The organism is Fulvivirga sp. AWR4_260, assembly GCF_056158185.1.
In genome coordinates, this window is sequence record NZ_JBSWSU010000015.1 from 2,235,977 (window position 1) to 2,251,516 (window position 15,540).

Sequence of the window (15,540 nt, forward strand, 5' to 3'; positions counted from 1 at the left end):
CAAAAGTTATGAGACTTCAATTAACATTTAGTATAGATCATACAAATAGATTCTTACCAATTAATTACCAATATCATTTATGTGCGTGGGTATATAAAAGCTTGCAAATGGGAAATGATGAATATTCCAGATTTCTTCATAATAAAGGATATGGAAATGAGAATAAAAAGTTTAAGCTTTTCAATTTTGGAATGCTTGATATAAGACCATTTGTTCTCAATAAGGAAAGAGAGGAATTAGAAGTGTTAGGAGAAGAGGTAAGCTTACCAATAAGTTTTCTATTACCCGAAATGGCTCAACATTTCATTAATGGAGTTAATCAAAACGCTGAAATCTTTATTGGAGATAAGGGTAGAGGCATTAAAATGAAATTAAAATCTATACAAGTTTTACCTGCGCCACTAATGATGAGAAATATGCATTACAAGCTGATTTCTCCGTGTTGTGTGAGTAGGCCTGCTTTGGGTAACGAGCGTTACTCACAGTATCTAAGTCCAAATGACACGGAGTATGTTACTAGGTTAGTGGCCAATTTAAAATCTAGATATACAGTATCTCAAAATGTATTTTCAATGGCAGGAGATCATGATGATGAGTTGAGTGAACACATTGAAATCAAGATGACATCAAATAAGTATATCTCTAAATTGATCAGCATAAAAGGTCAATCAGAAAAGCCTATAAAGTTAAGAGGGTGGCTTTTCTCTTGCGAAGTGAGTGCGCCAGTGGAAGTGCAGGAAGTAATTTGGAATACAGGATTGGGCGAAAAGTGCAGTATGGGCTTCGGAATGGTGGACCTAGCCTAAAGTGTTAATTACAGCTACACATATTAATTATTATCATGTTTGCTGCCGTAAACTTTGGCTTTTTAGTCATGGCGTTCAAATGGAACATACTTCTGATGCTGTGGCGGAAGGTAGTTTATTACATGAGAATAGTTATCCTCAGAGAGCAGCTAAATTTACAGAATTAGATTTGGGGATAGCTAAAATTGATTTTTATGATGCTAAAAACCGTGTGATACATGAAGTGAAAAAAGGGAAAAGTATTGAAGAGGCCCACTTGTGGCAAGTCAAATTTTACATAGTACTCCTTGAAAGAGCCGGTGTAGAAAATGTATCTGGCTTATTGGAATATCCATTGCTTAAGGAAAAGTCTAAGGTTGAAGTATCTCCTGATGATCGTTCATATATCTCAAAAGTAGAAAAGGAAATTGTTGAAATTGTAGGTAAACCCGAAGTGCCGAAGCGTATTCATAAATCATTTTGCAAAAGATGCAGCTATTACGATTTGTGCTGGATTGATTAATAATGAAGAAAAGTTACTATTTATTTAACCCAGGGCGGCTTAGCCGAAAAGATAACACATTAAAGTTTACGCCAGTAGATGAAGATGGTAAAGCGCTAATGCCAAAATATATTCCCATAGAAAATGTTGCCAATTTATATTCTTTTGGCAGTTTAGATACTAATTCTGCTATGATTAACTTCTTAGGTAAGCAGCATATCAATGTACATTTCTTTGATTATTATGAACATTATACCGGTAGTTTTTATGCAAAAGAATATCTTCAGGCTGGTCGACTTCAGGTGGCTCAAACTCAGCATTATTTAGCTAATCATCAGCGACTAGAACTTGCAAGAGCTTTTGTAACAGGCGCAGCTGGCAATATCCTTAAAAACTTAAAGTATTATCATACTAGAGGTAAGGAACTTACCGCATACATTGATACTATTGAAGCTTGGGTTAGTGAAATAGATAAGTGTAATCGAATAGATCAACTGATGGGAGTGGAAGGTAACATTAGGCAATGCTACTATTTGGCTTATGATGAAATACTGAACGGATTAAAAATGGAAGGCCGGAGCAAACAGCCTCCTAAAAATGAAGTAAATAGTCTTATAAGTTTTGGTAATATGCTTTGTTATACTGCTTGTCTTGATCAAATATATCATACGCAGTTAAATCCTACCATTAGTTATTTACATGAACCAGGAGTTAGAAGGTTCAGCCTTGCGCTTGACCTGGCCGAAATATTTAAACCCATGTTGGTAGACAGAATCATTTTTACAGCCATTAATAAGCAACAGATAAAAGCTTCTGACTTTCATGCAACTACTGGAGGGATAACCATTAAAGAATCAGGGAAAAAGGCCTTTCTTAAATTGTGGGAGGAAAAATTGGGACAAACTATCAAGCATAGATCCCTTGACCGACATGTTAGCTATAAGCATTTAATAAAATTAGAGTGCTATAAGCTTTGTAATCATCTACTGGGCATAAAGCCCTATCAACCTTTTAAAGCTTGGTGGTAAATGTATATAATACTAATGTATGATATTGGAGAAAAGCGTGTAGGTAAAATGCTAAAACTATGCAGGCGTTATCTGCATTGGATTCAAAACTCTGTTTTTGAAGGTGAATTAACAGAGGTGAAATTAAAACAATTAAAAGCCGAAGCTAAAGGTATAATGGATGAAAGTGACAGCCTTATTATTTTCAAAAGTAAAGATGAACGCTGGCTTGATAAAGAGGTAGTTGGCGAAGAAAAAAATAGAATTGATAACTTTCTTTAGTCGTCTGTCTCTACTAAATTATGTCTAAAATGAAAGTTGAAATTTTTGAAATGTTTTAACTTATTGAATATCAATTAATTGAAAAGTCGTCTGTCTCCGGGTAAAATCGTATCATCGTAGGTAGACGACAAATGACATCAAAATGCGTTCTTTGAAATGCCGTACATTAATCATAAACCCTGATTTTTTTTTTAAATCGATCGGGTTCTAATCGCACCTAACAGGAATTGAAATAAGTCAAATACTTATTTTGCTCTTCTTCATGCTCTGTTCTAATCGCACCTAACAGGAATTGAAATTTAAGTTTTTTAAATGACAGTTTCATTTCTTTTAGTTCTAATCGCACCTAACAGGAATTGAAATTGAAAAGTAAATTTTGCCCGGAATTTCCTGCCGAGTTCTAATCGCACCTAACAGGAATTGAAATCTAACATCCTGATAGCCTCCAACATCCTGATAGCCTCCAGTTCTAATCGCACCTAACAGGAATTGAAATTGACGATAAGGCAAAGACAATTGAAAACCTTTTCGGGTTCTAATCGCACCTAACAGGAATTGAAATTTTTCTAAAACAACCTCTTTTCTTGATAACCAAAGAGTTCTAATCGCACCTAACAGGAATTGAAATGCATTTTCTATTGTATCACCTAAATCAAAAAAGCAAGTTCTAATCGCACCTAACAGGAATTGAAATTTAAAGATGTTTGTGATAAAGTTTTTTGTGACCCTGGTTCTAATCGCACCTAACAGGAATTGAAATTATTGGAAACACTGTTATGAAGTAGCACAACACGCAAGGTTCTAATCGCACCTAACAGGAATTGAAATTTACTCTTTAAATTTTCTATTCAAACTAATTGAAGGTTCTAATCGCACCTAACAGGAATTGAAATCTGGTATTTGGAGCGCCACAAAAGCAGCAATTAAGTGTTCTAATCGCACCTAACAGGAATTGAAATTTGTCTCCGCCTTCTTGTCCGCCTGCTGCCTTTTTAAGTTCTAATCGCACCTAACAGGAATTGAAATGAAAGTCTTAAGTTTCAAGGTGTTACGGTAACAAAAGGTTCTAATCGCACCTAACAGGAATTGAAATCGAAGTAATCGCTTCTCTTGCTGTTTTTGCTGTGTGTTCTAATCGCACCTAACAGGAATTGAAATCAAACTGCTGAAGATTTAAACAAGAAGCTTCAAGAAGGTTCTAATCGCACCTAACAGGAATTGAAATTAGAAATAGAGGGAATGAGACCAGAAAAAATGCAAGGTTCTAATCGCACCTAACAGGAATTGAAATATTACTCTTCAAATGTATCTCCAAGTCAAGCAATAGTTCTAATCGCACCTAACAGGAATTGAAATTGCAAGCATTTAATAAAAACTTTTTAAAAAGGGTAAGTTCTAATCGCACCTAACAGGAATTGAAATGGAAGTGTTAGGGGTTCAGGTTTACGGGTATGATAGTTCTAATCGCACCTAACAGGAATTGAAATGGGCTTTATGGAAATGGGCTTATTATCGTATTTAGTTCTAATCGCACCTAACAGGAATTGAAATTTGTGATTAACCCCTAATACCCAAAATGCAACACAAGGTTCTAATCGCACCTAACAGGAATTGAAATAATTCGTGCGATTGTACAGTTTTATAACGCAACTTAGTTCTAATCGCACCTAACAGGAATTGAAATTTATCTTTTTATAAATCCTGTTTCACCTCTTTTAATGTTCTAATCGCACCTAACAGGAATTGAAATGCACCTATTCCAGCAGCACCCCCAACAATCGCACCTAACAGGAAATCGCAGCGTAGCGGAGATTCGCGAGGGGAAGTGCGGCATGGAAGTGGATATGAGCGATTGAACCTTGAGTTATTTAGGTCGATAATTGTTATTTTAAATATTTGTTGTTTAGATTTTATGACATTTATAATGATTCATGTTTTAATTGGTGTATTTTGTGGTTTAATCTACTTGCTTGGTAGTAGCACTTTTGCTTAAACGGATATCATTAATATTGCCTAATATTAAACTTACGCTGTTATTTTGGAAGACGTTCATTCTAAACAATTTAATTGTCCTATTGAATTCGATCTCAAACTTGAGCCTACAGATTTAAAGAGAATATCAAATTGGCCGCTTGGTATGGGATACTTTATGGTCATAGTATTAGTAGGGCTGTTCTTTCTGAGTGAATTCGCAGTTGTTGAAATCATCGTATTCTTTTTTGAAGATTATATGGCTGAATTTGTCAAGCACTTGTTTTTATTAGGTGTTATTTTCCTTTCAACAGCCTATATCTTAAGATTTTTGAGCTGGAGAAAAGGCAGTCTAAAAATTGATGACGATCGGTTGGTAATTAATGGCAGTAAAGAATTTTACCTTAAATACGATGGTGTTTCTCGTTTGAAATATAGAAAATTTAAAACGCTAGAAATTAGAACTAGATATTATCCGGTGAGAATTAGGTTTAAAAACCGCGATCAATATATGTATATCGGACAGTTGTTAGAAAAAAAGAACAGACAAATGATGTACAACAGCTAAGCAAATCCGCTTTGCTTAATATGGTTATTATTTTCACCTTTCTTCTCTATCAAGTAACAAGTGGCTTCATTTAACGCCAAAACTAAATTGAGCTTGTTGCGTACGAGATCCTATATATTTAATGCATTATGGAGCCGGAATTACAGTTAAAATTATACAACCAAATAGAGAGGTACCTTAAAAAGCTTAAGGTACAAGATGAAATTCTTGAGGATATCCGTTCGGATGTATTTTTGAAAGCTCACCAGTCTATCGATAAGTTGAAGGATAAAGAAAAATTAACTTCATGGTTAAACGTTATTACTTTTAATGCCATTAAAGATTATTACAGGGCAAAGCAAAATTTATCAGAAGGCTTATCTGAACATTTTGTTGTAGAGGAGCAGAACATCAACGAGGAAGGTAATGAGGATTTGCTCAAATGTATAGAGCTTATTATTATGACATTGTCTAAAGAGCAGCAAGAGGTAATGATGGAAGTAGAGATAAACGGAGCTAGCCAAACTGATTATGCATATAAAAATAACATTCCATTAAGCACTGTAAAAAGTAGAGTGCAAAGGGCAAGGCAAAGTATTAAAACTACGGTGAAGCAAAGTTGTATATTAGCAACGGATCACGAGGGTAATGTCTTAGATTATGTAAAGCCAAAAAATATGATAAATTGATGCGTCTTTTTTCATTGTGAGCGTCTATTAAGAAAATTCACAATGAAAAATTTGAAAAGAATGCTTACAATAGGCGTTTTAGTAATTCTGGCATTAATCTTCAGCCTTTATTTATACTGTTATCGGTGGAATGTAATTAATCCAAACAAAGCCGCTAGCGTTGAAATTGATGGTAAAATCAGGTCGTTTATATACCATGTGCCTAAAAATATAACAGAGCAGCCGGCTCTTATTATTGCATACCATGGGTCTAAACTGAAATCATTTATGATGCAGATATTTACTGGCCATGAATTTGATCTTTTGGCTGATAAATATCAAAATGCTATTGTGGTTTACCCTCAAGGTTATGGTAGCAACTGGAACGATTGCAAAAAAGATGCACCCTATCCCGCCAAACAAGAAAATATCGATGATGTTGCTTTTACAAAAGCAATGTTAACTTTTTTCCAAGATCATTATAATATTGATCAGGCTAAGACATTCGCCATGGGCTATTCCAATGGAGGACAAATGGTGTATCGTTTGGCGCATGAGCTTCCCGGTGTTTTTACTGCCATGGCCACAGTAGGAGCCAGTCTTCCTACGGATGACAATAACTTATGTAAGGCAAAACCCTTACCTATGGATATGATGATAATTAATGGGAAGCAGGATGCTATTATACCTTATAACGGAGGAGAGGTTTTTCTCGATGGCAAAAGTTTTGGAAAGGTCAAAAGTGTACCTGATAATATAGCCTATTGGAAAGATGCCAACCATGTAATGGAAAGCCCCGTGCAAATCAGGGATTTTGGTACAAAGGGTATTACTACGGCAACGCAGAAGCTTTATCAATCTGCTGAGGGTACTCGCCTCCAAGAAGTAATTATTAATGATGGTGGCCACAACATTCCCAATAGAAATTTCCGGTATACCAATAAACTGCTTGGCCATATGAATGCCGATTATGATGCTCCGAAAGAAATATGGGATTTTTTCATGAAGGAATGATTTCTTCATCACTTAGTCATATCCGTTGATGTAGCTCTAGGTTCAGTTAATTTGGTTCATTTTATGGCCAGAGCAGCTAGTAGCTTTGCTAAAAAATAGATAGATATGAAAGTAGTGGTAACAGGGTCTTTAGGTTATGTGAGTAATCCTCTTATTAATAAGTTGGTAGCGAATGATCATGAGGTAGTGGTGGTTACTCGGGATGAAAATAAGGTAGACGCAATAAAAAAGCTCCATGCTACACCGGCCGTGGGTAGCATGGATGATGAAAATTTTTTGGTCAATACATTTACGGGTGCAGATGCTGTTTATTGTATGTTGGCGCCTTATGGCAATTTTTCTGATCCTAAAAATGATGCAAACGCCATTGTAGAAAGGGCAAAAAAGTATGCCTATTGTTATGTGTCGGCTATTCAAAAGGCAGGTGTTGAACATGTGGTTTATTTAAGTAGCATAGGCGCTGAAAAGGCTTCTGGCAACGGTTTGATAAAAGTGCATTATTATGGAGAGCAGATTTTCAGAACTTTACCAGATAATGTAAGTGTCAGTTTTATCAGGCCTGCCGGATACTTTAAAAACTTGTTTTTGTACATGCATCAAATTAAAAATGAGGGTGTTATAAAGTCTAATTATGGAGCAGGTGATGAAGTGGCTTGGGTTTCTAATTATGATATTGCAGAGGCCATTGTCAAAAGTTTAGAAAGTAACGTAGGAGGGAAGCAGGTACACAATGTTGTAAGTGAAATAATCAGCTGTAATGCTTTGGCGAGCATATTGGGCAAAAGTATTGGTCTGGATGAGTTGACATGGGATATAATTTCAGGCAAAGAGCAGTTGGATATTTATATGCAGCACGGTATGAACGAAAGCGTGGCTACGCAATTTGTAGAAATGAATCAAAGTATTCATACAGGTAGTTTTTATGATGATTATAATGCAAATAAAACCGAATGGGCAAGTTCGCGCTTAGCTGATTTTTCAAAGGAATTTGCTGATATGTATAATTCTTTATGATGTAAATTTTAGTTTTACTATATGTCTAGTAAGGTGCCATTTAGAATAAAAAATATTTCTCAGCTCATGGAGCTGTTAGGTATTAATTATAGTTGCAATTCTAAAATAGGCATCGTTAAACTGGATGAATTAGAAAAGCTACCTGAAGCATTACAGCAGGCAAGAGTATTTGATTTTTATAGTATAACATTAAAGCTGAATGCTGAAAAACGGTACGATTACGGTCAGCGACAATACTCAAACTTACAAGGAGGAGTGATGTATTTCATGGCTCCGGGGCAGGTACATGGCCCTGTTTCTGGTAACGAGTACACTGGTAATAATACTTCTGGGTGGGCTTTATACATTCACCCAGAGTATATGACCAACACTCATCTAAGAGAGAAAATAAAAGGCTATGAGTTTTTTTCTTATGCTATTAACGAAGCACTATTCTTAAATAAAGAAGAGGAGCAGTCAATGCTTCAACTGTTTGAAATTATAGCTAATGAGTTAAAAGTAGGGAAGGATGCGTTTAGTCTGGAGATAATTATTTCTTTTATTGAAGCACTACTGAACTATAGCAATCGGTTTTACCATCGTCAATTTCTTATGCACAAGACTGAAAAAGATAGTATTTTAATTCAGTTTGAGGCAGCATTGGAAAAATGCTTTAATAAAAACAGCCTTGATTTAAATGGATTGCCAACAGTAAAATATTTGTCCTCCCAACTTAATCTTTCGCCCAATTATTTAAGCAGTTTGCTGAAGTCTGTTACGGGTAATAATGCACAAGAACACATTCATGACAAATTAATTTCATTGGCCAAAGAGAAGCTGATGCATAAGGAGCAAACTATAAGTGAAATAGCTTTTTCTCTTGGGTTTGAACATGCCACTTCTTTTAGTAAATTCTTTAAAAGTAAAACTCATGTTACGCCTAAAGCATTCAGGGGTTTGTAGAATTTTCTGAAGCAAAAGGCGCAAGCTTTTCATTTTTAAAGTAATAAGCAGAACTTTGCTGCATAGCATGGAACTGAACAAACACATAAGAACCTTTATTGCATCTACAGAAGGTATAGAGCTGCCGAAGAAATTTACATTTCCTTTTTATTATGAACCACACCCTTTGGTGAAAATTGCAGCTGCGGAGCTTCAAGCAGAAATTGCCGATGGAAGGCATAATCATAATTTTGGTTTAGATAAAAGTAAAGAAGGCTTACCCATAGGGAAAATGTTTGGTGTTTTGGTAATAAAGGATAATCAGGGTCAATTGAGGTATCTAGCTGCATTTTCAGGGCAGCTGGCTAACAAAACACATCATGAAGGTTTTGTGCCTCCTGTTTATGATATATTAGATGCTGCAGGTTATTTTAAAGAGGAGGAGAAAGAGTTAAATGCTTTTAATAGGGAGATAGAAGCCATTGAAAATTCTAAGGAATATGGCGCAGCAAAAGATTTTCTTGAGCTCCAAAAGAAGACTTCAGTAGAAGATATAGCACGAATAAAGGCAGAAATTAAGGTCGGTAAGGCAGAAAGAAAAGAGGTAAGGCGTAAGGCAGAAAGCAAAATGAATGCAGAGGAATTGTTAAGCTTGCAAGAGAAGTTGTCAGACGAAAGTAGAAAGGAGCAGTTCACGCTTAAGGATTGTAAGACCTATTGGGAATACAAAATAAAGGAAGCAGAAGAAGCACTACAGCAGTTTACTGATGAAATAAAGGCCTTGAAAGAGGAGCGTAAGAAGCGTTCAGGTCAGTTACAAAAGCGACTTTTTACAGATTATAAATTTCTAAATGCAAAGAAAGAAACGAGAAGTTTGCTTTCCATATTCAGTGAAAAAGAACAGGCTATTCCACCTGCTGGGGCGGGAGATTGTTCAGCGCCTAGGTTGCTAAACTTTGCATTTGAGCATGACCTTCAGCCCATAGCCATGGGGGAGTTTTGGTGGGGAGCGTCTCCTAAGAGCGAAGTTCGTAACCATCAACAGTTTTATCCGGCTTGCCGTAGCAAATGTGAGCCTATTTTAGCACATATGCTGCAAGGCTTGGAGGTGGAAGAAAATCCTATGTTAAAGGCTTCCGAAAGTATAGGTTCTTTAGAAATAGTTTATGAAGATGACCACATGTTGGTGGTCAATAAACCTTCGGAATTTTTGAGCGTACCGGGTAAAAATGTATATGACTCTGTATTTACAAGAATTGAAGCATTATACCCAAGTGCCACCGGGCCGTTATTGGTTCATCGTTTAGATATGTCTACTTCAGGATTGTTAATGGTGGCAAAGTCCAAAAATATTCATAAACAACTGCAGTCTCAGTTTTTAAGGCGCACGATAACTAAACGATATGAAGCCTTGCTTGACGGTGTATTGGAGCAGAATTCAGGAGTAATCAACTTGCCATTGCGTGTAGACCTTGATAATAGACCTCAGCAATTGGTTTGCTATGAACATGGAAAAAATGCAGTAACTAAATGGGAGAAAGTGCGAGAAGTAAACGGAAAAACGCTAGTGCATTTTTATCCTATAACGGGGCGTACGCATCAGTTGAGAGTGCATGCAGCTCATGCATCTGGCCTCAATACGCCAATAGTGGGAGATGATCTTTACGGTACTAGGTCTAATAGGCTTCATTTGCATGCGGCTTATCTTAAATTTATTCACCCAGTCACCAATGAAGAAATGGAGATAAGTGCTCCTGCTAGTTTTGTTTCATAGGTGGATGACAGAAGCGTATTCAACTCCACAATCTAAATTATATAACGAATTAATTCACTAATTTTCTTATTAAGCAAATGGAGGTGAAGCATGAACAAGCCTTGTTAAGGGTAATAAATAGATATGTGTAATATTATTATTCTGCTTATTTTTGATAAATATTTTTTAAGTTAATCGTATGAATATAAGGTACTTGGTTGTTGTAGTGGCTGTTCTAATATGTTGCTCTTGTTCTAATAACAATTCCATGTCTAAAGAGAAAATGGGCGCAAGCCAGCAGAGTAGTGATAGTCTTGTCCAAACAAATGCAGGCGCAGATGCTGCTGAAAAGTTTGAGGCTGGACAAGACAGTTTGCGAAAAGAGCTTATTAAAACTAAGTCTCCTAATTTCTTGATTGGTAGTATGGTGGAAGAGCTTTTTATAAGGGATTTAGTTGAAGTGACTTATAATGATCTTACTTTTAACATACCCTTAGATTTACACAGTTTTGATGGTGGGGCACCGGATTGTTATTCCACTGACTTGAATTTTAGTTTTCTTCACAACCATCAATTTATATGGCCAGATACTATTGATGTGAAAATTTATGAACATGGCTGTGTTGATGCTGAGTATACTGCAAAAGGAAGTATGGTAAAAGCAGAGCAGGGGCCTGACTATGTCAATTATTATTCTGAAGGTCTAAGAAGTAACTTGGTGATTTTAGCTAAAGACAAATTCAAAAACTATCTCTACTATTTTACTGATGTAGAAGCCAAAACCGTTCAAGTGTCGTTGTTATCAAGTTTGTTGGAGGAATCTATGGATGACAATGCTCTTATTGCAACGCCATATCGATCCACTAAACTTACAAGAAATGAATACGAGTATTTTTTAAATTCGAGTCATTAAAAGTGATCAATAAATTTTGGTTTTGACCTGATAATAGTAGTCTCAATAGGCAAAGGAGTTTATCAGAAATTAACCGTGTATAAATATAGTGACAATAGTTAGCCTATGGAAGAGACCGAAAATCTGTTAAATGATATAAGGCAGCATCAGAAACTAAACATTAGAGTTAGTGCAAATGGCGATACCCATTTACCACCTCAAGCTTTAGAAAAACTGTTAAAAACCCATAGAGTATCTTTCTACTTTTTTCTGTTTGTAATTAAGGGTACATCAGCTCACAAAATTGATTTGCAAGAGCAGGTGGTCAATGATGGTCAGTTGCTTTTTGTTTTACCCAACCAGATACATACATTGCCATCAAATAAGAAGGATATAGAATACTTTAAGGTGAGCTTTGATGAGCACTGCTTGTCAATGCTTCCTCAAAAATTCTCTTTTTTGATTAACCCTTTAAACACTCAACTAATCTCTTTTGATGAAGGTGCTAAAGAGCGGGTAAAAGCGCTTATTAGTAATTTGAATCAAGTGTTGCATCTGGCGGATGAGGATAAAAATGCTAATATCATCTTGGCGCATCTTAATTCTATCATGACAGAGTTTGATACAGCTTATTTTAAACATATAGATCAGGAAAATACTCATTCGAGGAAAATTGAGAAATATATAGCTTTTAAAAGTGCAGTAGAAGAGCATTTGACAGAACAGCCTACAGTGAATATCATAGCCGATAAATTATCGGTAAGTACTAATGCTTTGTATAATATTGTGAAGGAATTTTCTGGGGTATCGCCAAAGGAATTTATTACTAATCGTTTGATCTTAGAAGCACAGCGTATATTACATTACTCTAATGTTACAGTAAAAGAGTTGGCTTATCAACTTGGCTTTACTGATCCAGATTATTTTTCACGATTGTTTAAAAAGAATACAGGAAAAACCGTTAGCCATTATTTGACTGATATACAAGATTTGTAGGGTATATGAAGTGATTAGTCCTGCTAAGAGTTCAGCCTGTTAGCTGACCTTTGCTGTCTCATTAAAAAATATAAGAATGAAGACAGCATTAGTAACAGGAGCAAATAAAGGCATAGGATTAGAAACTGTAAAGCTACTTTTAGAAAACGGAGTCTATGTTTATTTAGGTAGCCGTGATGTACAGCAAGGTCAAAAAGCGGTAGATGAACTTAAGGCATCAGGTTTAGAAAATGTAGAAGTAATAAAATTAGACGTGTGCAATGGTGAGTCAGTGGCAGAAGCAAGGAATATTATCGGATCGAAAGTAAGTGTTTTAGATATACTTATTAATAATGCCGGTATAAGCGGAGGGCAACCTCAAAATGCATTTACAGCCACTATTGACCAATTTCATACGGTTTATGAAACTAATGTGTTTGGAGTAGTTCGGGTTACACAAGCATTTGTAGATCTTATGCATAAGTCTCAGGCTCCAAGGATCGTAAATGTAAGTTCAGGACAAGGATCTATCGCATTAGCCTCAGATGTAACATCCAAATATTATAATTTCAAGGGAGCGGTTTATCAGTCGTCCAAAGCAGCATTAAATATGTATACCGTTAATTTGGCTTATGAATTAAAAGACACACTGTTTAAAGTAAATGCGGTTTGTCCAGGTTTTACCAAAACTGATTTTAATGGTAATCGTGGTACGGGTACCGTACAAGATGCAGGAAAAAGGGTGACTAAATATGCGTTGCTAGATGCAGATGGTCCTTCAGGTAAGTTTTTCTGTGAAGAGATTAACCCTCAATCTGGTGAAATTCCTTGGTAGGCATTTATTATGGATATCTGCAGTACTATTTAATGATTAATCAACTATTAAGGTATATGAATGCGGATTGTAGAAAGCTATTATAATCCGTATTCATATAAGTTTCAATTGATTTCTGCCGTGTTTCTTAACTAAGTCCTTACCGTTAAACAGTATTGCTATATTGAGTTAAGTGACACTACACTGGTATAACTTTCGTGAATCTACAATTTGACGTAATTTATTATATTGCACTAATTAAAAGATGGTTATTGTAGTAAAAAGTAATCTGAGGGTACTTATTAGAGTCAAATGACAAAGCTAAAGGCAAAGCAAATATTTAGAATTATATTGTTCGTAAGTACAGCTGTATCTTTATACTATGTTCCTTGGCCAATTGTAATGGCTTGGTTAGCTCCTTTGCCCGATTCAGTACAGGAGCAAGTAGATAAAGCTGCTGATTATGGCTTTGATGGCATTGTTGTTTGCGTAAATACAAAAGATAATCATTCGGAATTCTTTACAGCGGGTTATAAAAACAGAGAAAACAAAATACCAGCTGACCCACACGCACTATTTAAAATTGCTAGCGTAAGCAAGCTCTATACGGCTTTGGCTATCACAAAATTGGTTCATGCAGGAGATTTATCATTGGATAAGACCGTAGCAGACTATTTTCCTAAAATAGCCGATAGTATCGAAAATGCTAATGAAATAACCGTGAGAATGCTGGTACAGCACCGCAGTGGTATTCCTAATTACACAGATACTAAAAACTATTGGATGTATCCAAAGCAAAGTGATGACGAGCGCTTGGCTTTAGTCCTTGGCTTGCCGGCTAATTTTGAACCAAATACTAACTACGAATACAGTAATACCAACTATTTATTGCTTTCCAAGTTAATAGAAAAGACCACCGGAGGGAGTAAATTCGAATACATAAAAGAAAAGATTTTAATTCCACTCGATCTTTATCATACCTATGGTTCCATTAAAGAAGTCAATTTGGATGAAGTTATGAGCGGCTACTACGTTGGCTATGATAATGATTTAAAAACTGATGATAATGGACTGATGCTTGCCACCGCTGAAGATTTAAGCCGCTTTATTAGAGCCTTAAATGATGGTTCTGTTTTCACAGATAAGGTGGAACAAAACCTATATACTTCCATTTATAAGTATGAGCACACAGGCTTAATTCCTGGCTATCAAACCATAGCAAAGTACCATCCTGATATTGACGCGGTGGTGATACAATTTACAAATACTGTGAATTTTGATGGGTATAACTGGAGTATGTCGGAAATCATGTACAGCAGAATAGTTGAGATATTAAAAGACGGCAAGTAGTCACATAACTTACCTGAGTTTATTAGCCCCAAATGCAAATGCCCTCCAACCTATAGACTGAAAACTTAGTTAATGTTCTACGCAGCGGAATGTAGTCCCTATTTAAGAAATTTCTAAAAATAGTTTTATCGGTTTAGTAGACGATTTAGCCGTCTTAAATACTCAAAAACAATGTTTAAAATGATGTGGCAAAGATATTGTCTTGTACAATTAAAAGATTAGCTATGAGTTGTTTACTGACAAATAAAGTGTTTACAAAGGTTTTATTAATTGGCGATGGTAGTGAGTGGCGTAATGTAATGTTCGATTATGTAAATAGAACCTACTACCAACCTAAAGTTATTATAACAAGAGGGTTAGATTATGCTTTAGAAAAGATGGATTTGACCAGTCCATTGTTTGAATTTACTCCTGATGTGGTGTTTATCAGCCCTTCTACTTTTTGTCAATTTTCAGAAGTTGAAATAAAGATACTAAACGAGAAATTGAAATCTCTTAAAACCACTTTAGTAATTCCATTAAGCGCATCTTGTTTTACTAAATAAAATATAGATTTTGATATTCGAAATTGCTTTGGCATTATCACAATAACGTGTAAGTCTTGGTAATTCAAAACACTTATAAGTTCTGCCGTTTTATCAATATAAGAACACGATGCCTGTGTCCTGATATTACATGAATTACTCTTCGCTGGTCTATGAAGCGGAATTTGTTCCATTTCACGGAAACACTGCTCTTTTATTATTTTCCCCTAATAAGCTTAAGCTTAGTCCCTAAATTTTGCTTTAAACCATTTAAAGTACGTTTTCAAATCTAAATATTCTGCACAATATACTTTTCAATGCAAGGAGTTGATGCTGGCAATCTTTTTGCGAAAATGAAATGATTATGTTGAGTGTAGTTCCGAGCATTAAAAAGTAAAGATACTTATGCTATGACCTCAAAAACTCTTGAAATAGTGCCTAATAGTGAGCCTTTCAGTAAGATGTTTTTTGAGTTTCATGCATAAACCGGCAAAATGAATCTTGTGTGGTCATTGTACAGA

15 protein-coding genes and 1 CRISPR repeat array are annotated in these 15,540 nt (G+C 35.6%); all 15 genes read left to right on the forward strand.

Annotated elements, in window-relative coordinates; genetic code table 11:
• The first annotated feature begins 8 nt into the window (after positions 1-8).
• The 15 genes from cas6 to ACXACQ_RS15820 all read left to right on the forward strand — a co-directional run bounded on the left by cas6 (position 9) and on the right by ACXACQ_RS15820 (position 15,040).
• On the forward strand, positions 9-806 hold the full coding sequence (gene cas6 / locus ACXACQ_RS15750) for a CRISPR-associated endoribonuclease Cas6 (RefSeq protein WP_474976921.1): 798 nt from the start codon (positions 9-11) through the stop codon (positions 804-806).
• Between the two features lies 1 nt (position 807).
• Positions 808-1,308: a CRISPR-associated protein Cas4 gene (cas4, locus tag ACXACQ_RS15755; protein ID WP_474976922.1), complete on the forward strand. Its 501-nt coding sequence runs from the start codon at positions 808-810 to the stop codon at positions 1,306-1,308.
• 2 nt (positions 1,309-1,310) lie between these two features.
• Positions 1,311-2,315, forward strand: coding sequence for a type I-B CRISPR-associated endonuclease Cas1b (gene cas1b, locus ACXACQ_RS15760; protein WP_474976923.1), 1,005 nt, complete (start codon positions 1,311-1,313; stop codon positions 2,313-2,315).
• Complete coding sequence (cas2, locus tag ACXACQ_RS15765) at positions 2,316-2,576, forward strand: CRISPR-associated endonuclease Cas2 (RefSeq protein WP_474976924.1); 261 nt, start codon at positions 2,316-2,318, stop codon at positions 2,574-2,576.
• Between the two features lie 204 nt (positions 2,577-2,780).
• Positions 2,781-4,326: direct repeats of the CRISPR family, unit length 30 nt; unit sequence GTTCTAATCGCACCTAACAGGAATTGAAAT.
• A gap of 288 nt (positions 4,327-4,614) precedes the next feature.
• Positions 4,615-5,115, forward strand: a complete 501-nt coding sequence (locus ACXACQ_RS15770; RefSeq protein WP_474976925.1) for a hypothetical protein — start codon at positions 4,615-4,617, stop codon at positions 5,113-5,115.
• A 128-nt stretch (positions 5,116-5,243) separates the two neighbouring features.
• Positions 5,244-5,783: a sigma-70 family RNA polymerase sigma factor gene (locus ACXACQ_RS15775; protein ID WP_474976926.1), complete on the forward strand. Its 540-nt coding sequence runs from the start codon at positions 5,244-5,246 to the stop codon at positions 5,781-5,783.
• 42 nt (positions 5,784-5,825) lie between these two features.
• Positions 5,826-6,776 (forward strand): CE1 family esterase, encoded by a 951-nt coding sequence (locus tag ACXACQ_RS15780; RefSeq protein ID WP_474976927.1) that lies wholly within the window; start codon positions 5,826-5,828, stop codon positions 6,774-6,776.
• 105 nt (positions 6,777-6,881) lie between these two features.
• Positions 6,882-7,790 (forward strand): SDR family oxidoreductase, encoded by a 909-nt coding sequence (locus ACXACQ_RS15785; RefSeq protein WP_474976928.1) that lies wholly within the window; start codon positions 6,882-6,884, stop codon positions 7,788-7,790.
• Between the two features lie 21 nt (positions 7,791-7,811).
• The gene (locus ACXACQ_RS15790) at positions 7,812-8,732 is read left to right on the forward strand and encodes a helix-turn-helix domain-containing protein (RefSeq protein WP_474976929.1); all 921 of its coding nucleotides are present in this window, start codon (positions 7,812-7,814) and stop codon (positions 8,730-8,732) included.
• A 67-nt stretch (positions 8,733-8,799) separates the two neighbouring features.
• Complete coding sequence (locus ACXACQ_RS15795) at positions 8,800-10,485, forward strand: RluA family pseudouridine synthase (protein WP_474976930.1); 1,686 nt, start codon at positions 8,800-8,802, stop codon at positions 10,483-10,485.
• Positions 10,486-10,663: 178 nt separating this feature from the next.
• Positions 10,664-11,377 carry a hypothetical protein gene (locus ACXACQ_RS15800; protein WP_474976931.1) on the forward strand — a complete coding sequence of 238 codons (714 nt, stop codon included), beginning with the start codon at positions 10,664-10,666 and terminating at the stop codon, positions 11,375-11,377.
• A gap of 105 nt (positions 11,378-11,482) precedes the next feature.
• Complete coding sequence (locus ACXACQ_RS15805) at positions 11,483-12,352, forward strand: AraC family transcriptional regulator (protein WP_474976932.1); 870 nt, start codon at positions 11,483-11,485, stop codon at positions 12,350-12,352.
• A 76-nt stretch (positions 12,353-12,428) separates the two neighbouring features.
• Entirely contained in the window at positions 12,429-13,166 is a 738-nt protein-coding gene (locus ACXACQ_RS15810) for an SDR family oxidoreductase (RefSeq protein ID WP_474976933.1), read from the forward strand.
• A 291-nt stretch (positions 13,167-13,457) separates the two neighbouring features.
• On the forward strand, positions 13,458-14,495 hold the full coding sequence (locus tag ACXACQ_RS15815; RefSeq protein ID WP_474976934.1) for a serine hydrolase domain-containing protein: 1,038 nt from the start codon (positions 13,458-13,460) through the stop codon (positions 14,493-14,495).
• A 224-nt stretch (positions 14,496-14,719) separates the two neighbouring features.
• Positions 14,720-15,040, forward strand: a complete 321-nt coding sequence (locus tag ACXACQ_RS15820) for a hypothetical protein (RefSeq protein WP_474976935.1) — start codon at positions 14,720-14,722, stop codon at positions 15,038-15,040.
• Positions 15,041-15,540: the final 500 nt, after the last annotated feature.

Bases quoted from the DNA above. Each gene is read 5' to 3' on its own strand.
- cas6 (WP_474976921.1), top strand. From the start codon at position 9: ATGAGACTTCAATTAACATTTAGTATAGATCATACAAATAGATTCTTA.
- cas1b (WP_474976923.1), top strand. From the start codon at position 1,311: ATGAAGAAAAGTTACTATTTATTTAACCCAGGGCGGCTTAGCCGAAAA.
- cas2 (WP_474976924.1), top strand. From the start codon at position 2,316: ATGTATATAATACTAATGTATGATATTGGAGAAAAGCGTGTAGGTAAA.
- ACXACQ_RS15775 (WP_474976926.1), top strand. From the start codon at position 5,244: ATGGAGCCGGAATTACAGTTAAAATTATACAACCAAATAGAGAGGTAC.
- ACXACQ_RS15780 (WP_474976927.1), top strand. From the start codon at position 5,826: ATGAAAAATTTGAAAAGAATGCTTACAATAGGCGTTTTAGTAATTCTG.
- ACXACQ_RS15785 (WP_474976928.1), top strand. From the start codon at position 6,882: ATGAAAGTAGTGGTAACAGGGTCTTTAGGTTATGTGAGTAATCCTCTT.
- ACXACQ_RS15790 (WP_474976929.1), top strand. From the start codon at position 7,812: ATGTCTAGTAAGGTGCCATTTAGAATAAAAAATATTTCTCAGCTCATG.
- ACXACQ_RS15795 (WP_474976930.1), top strand. From the start codon at position 8,800: ATGGAACTGAACAAACACATAAGAACCTTTATTGCATCTACAGAAGGT.
- ACXACQ_RS15800 (WP_474976931.1), top strand. From the start codon at position 10,664: ATGAATATAAGGTACTTGGTTGTTGTAGTGGCTGTTCTAATATGTTGC.
- ACXACQ_RS15805 (WP_474976932.1), top strand. From the start codon at position 11,483: ATGGAAGAGACCGAAAATCTGTTAAATGATATAAGGCAGCATCAGAAA.
- ACXACQ_RS15810 (WP_474976933.1), top strand. From the start codon at position 12,429: ATGAAGACAGCATTAGTAACAGGAGCAAATAAAGGCATAGGATTAGAA.
- ACXACQ_RS15815 (WP_474976934.1), top strand. From the start codon at position 13,458: ATGACAAAGCTAAAGGCAAAGCAAATATTTAGAATTATATTGTTCGTA.
- ACXACQ_RS15820 (WP_474976935.1), top strand. From the start codon at position 14,720: ATGAGTTGTTTACTGACAAATAAAGTGTTTACAAAGGTTTTATTAATT.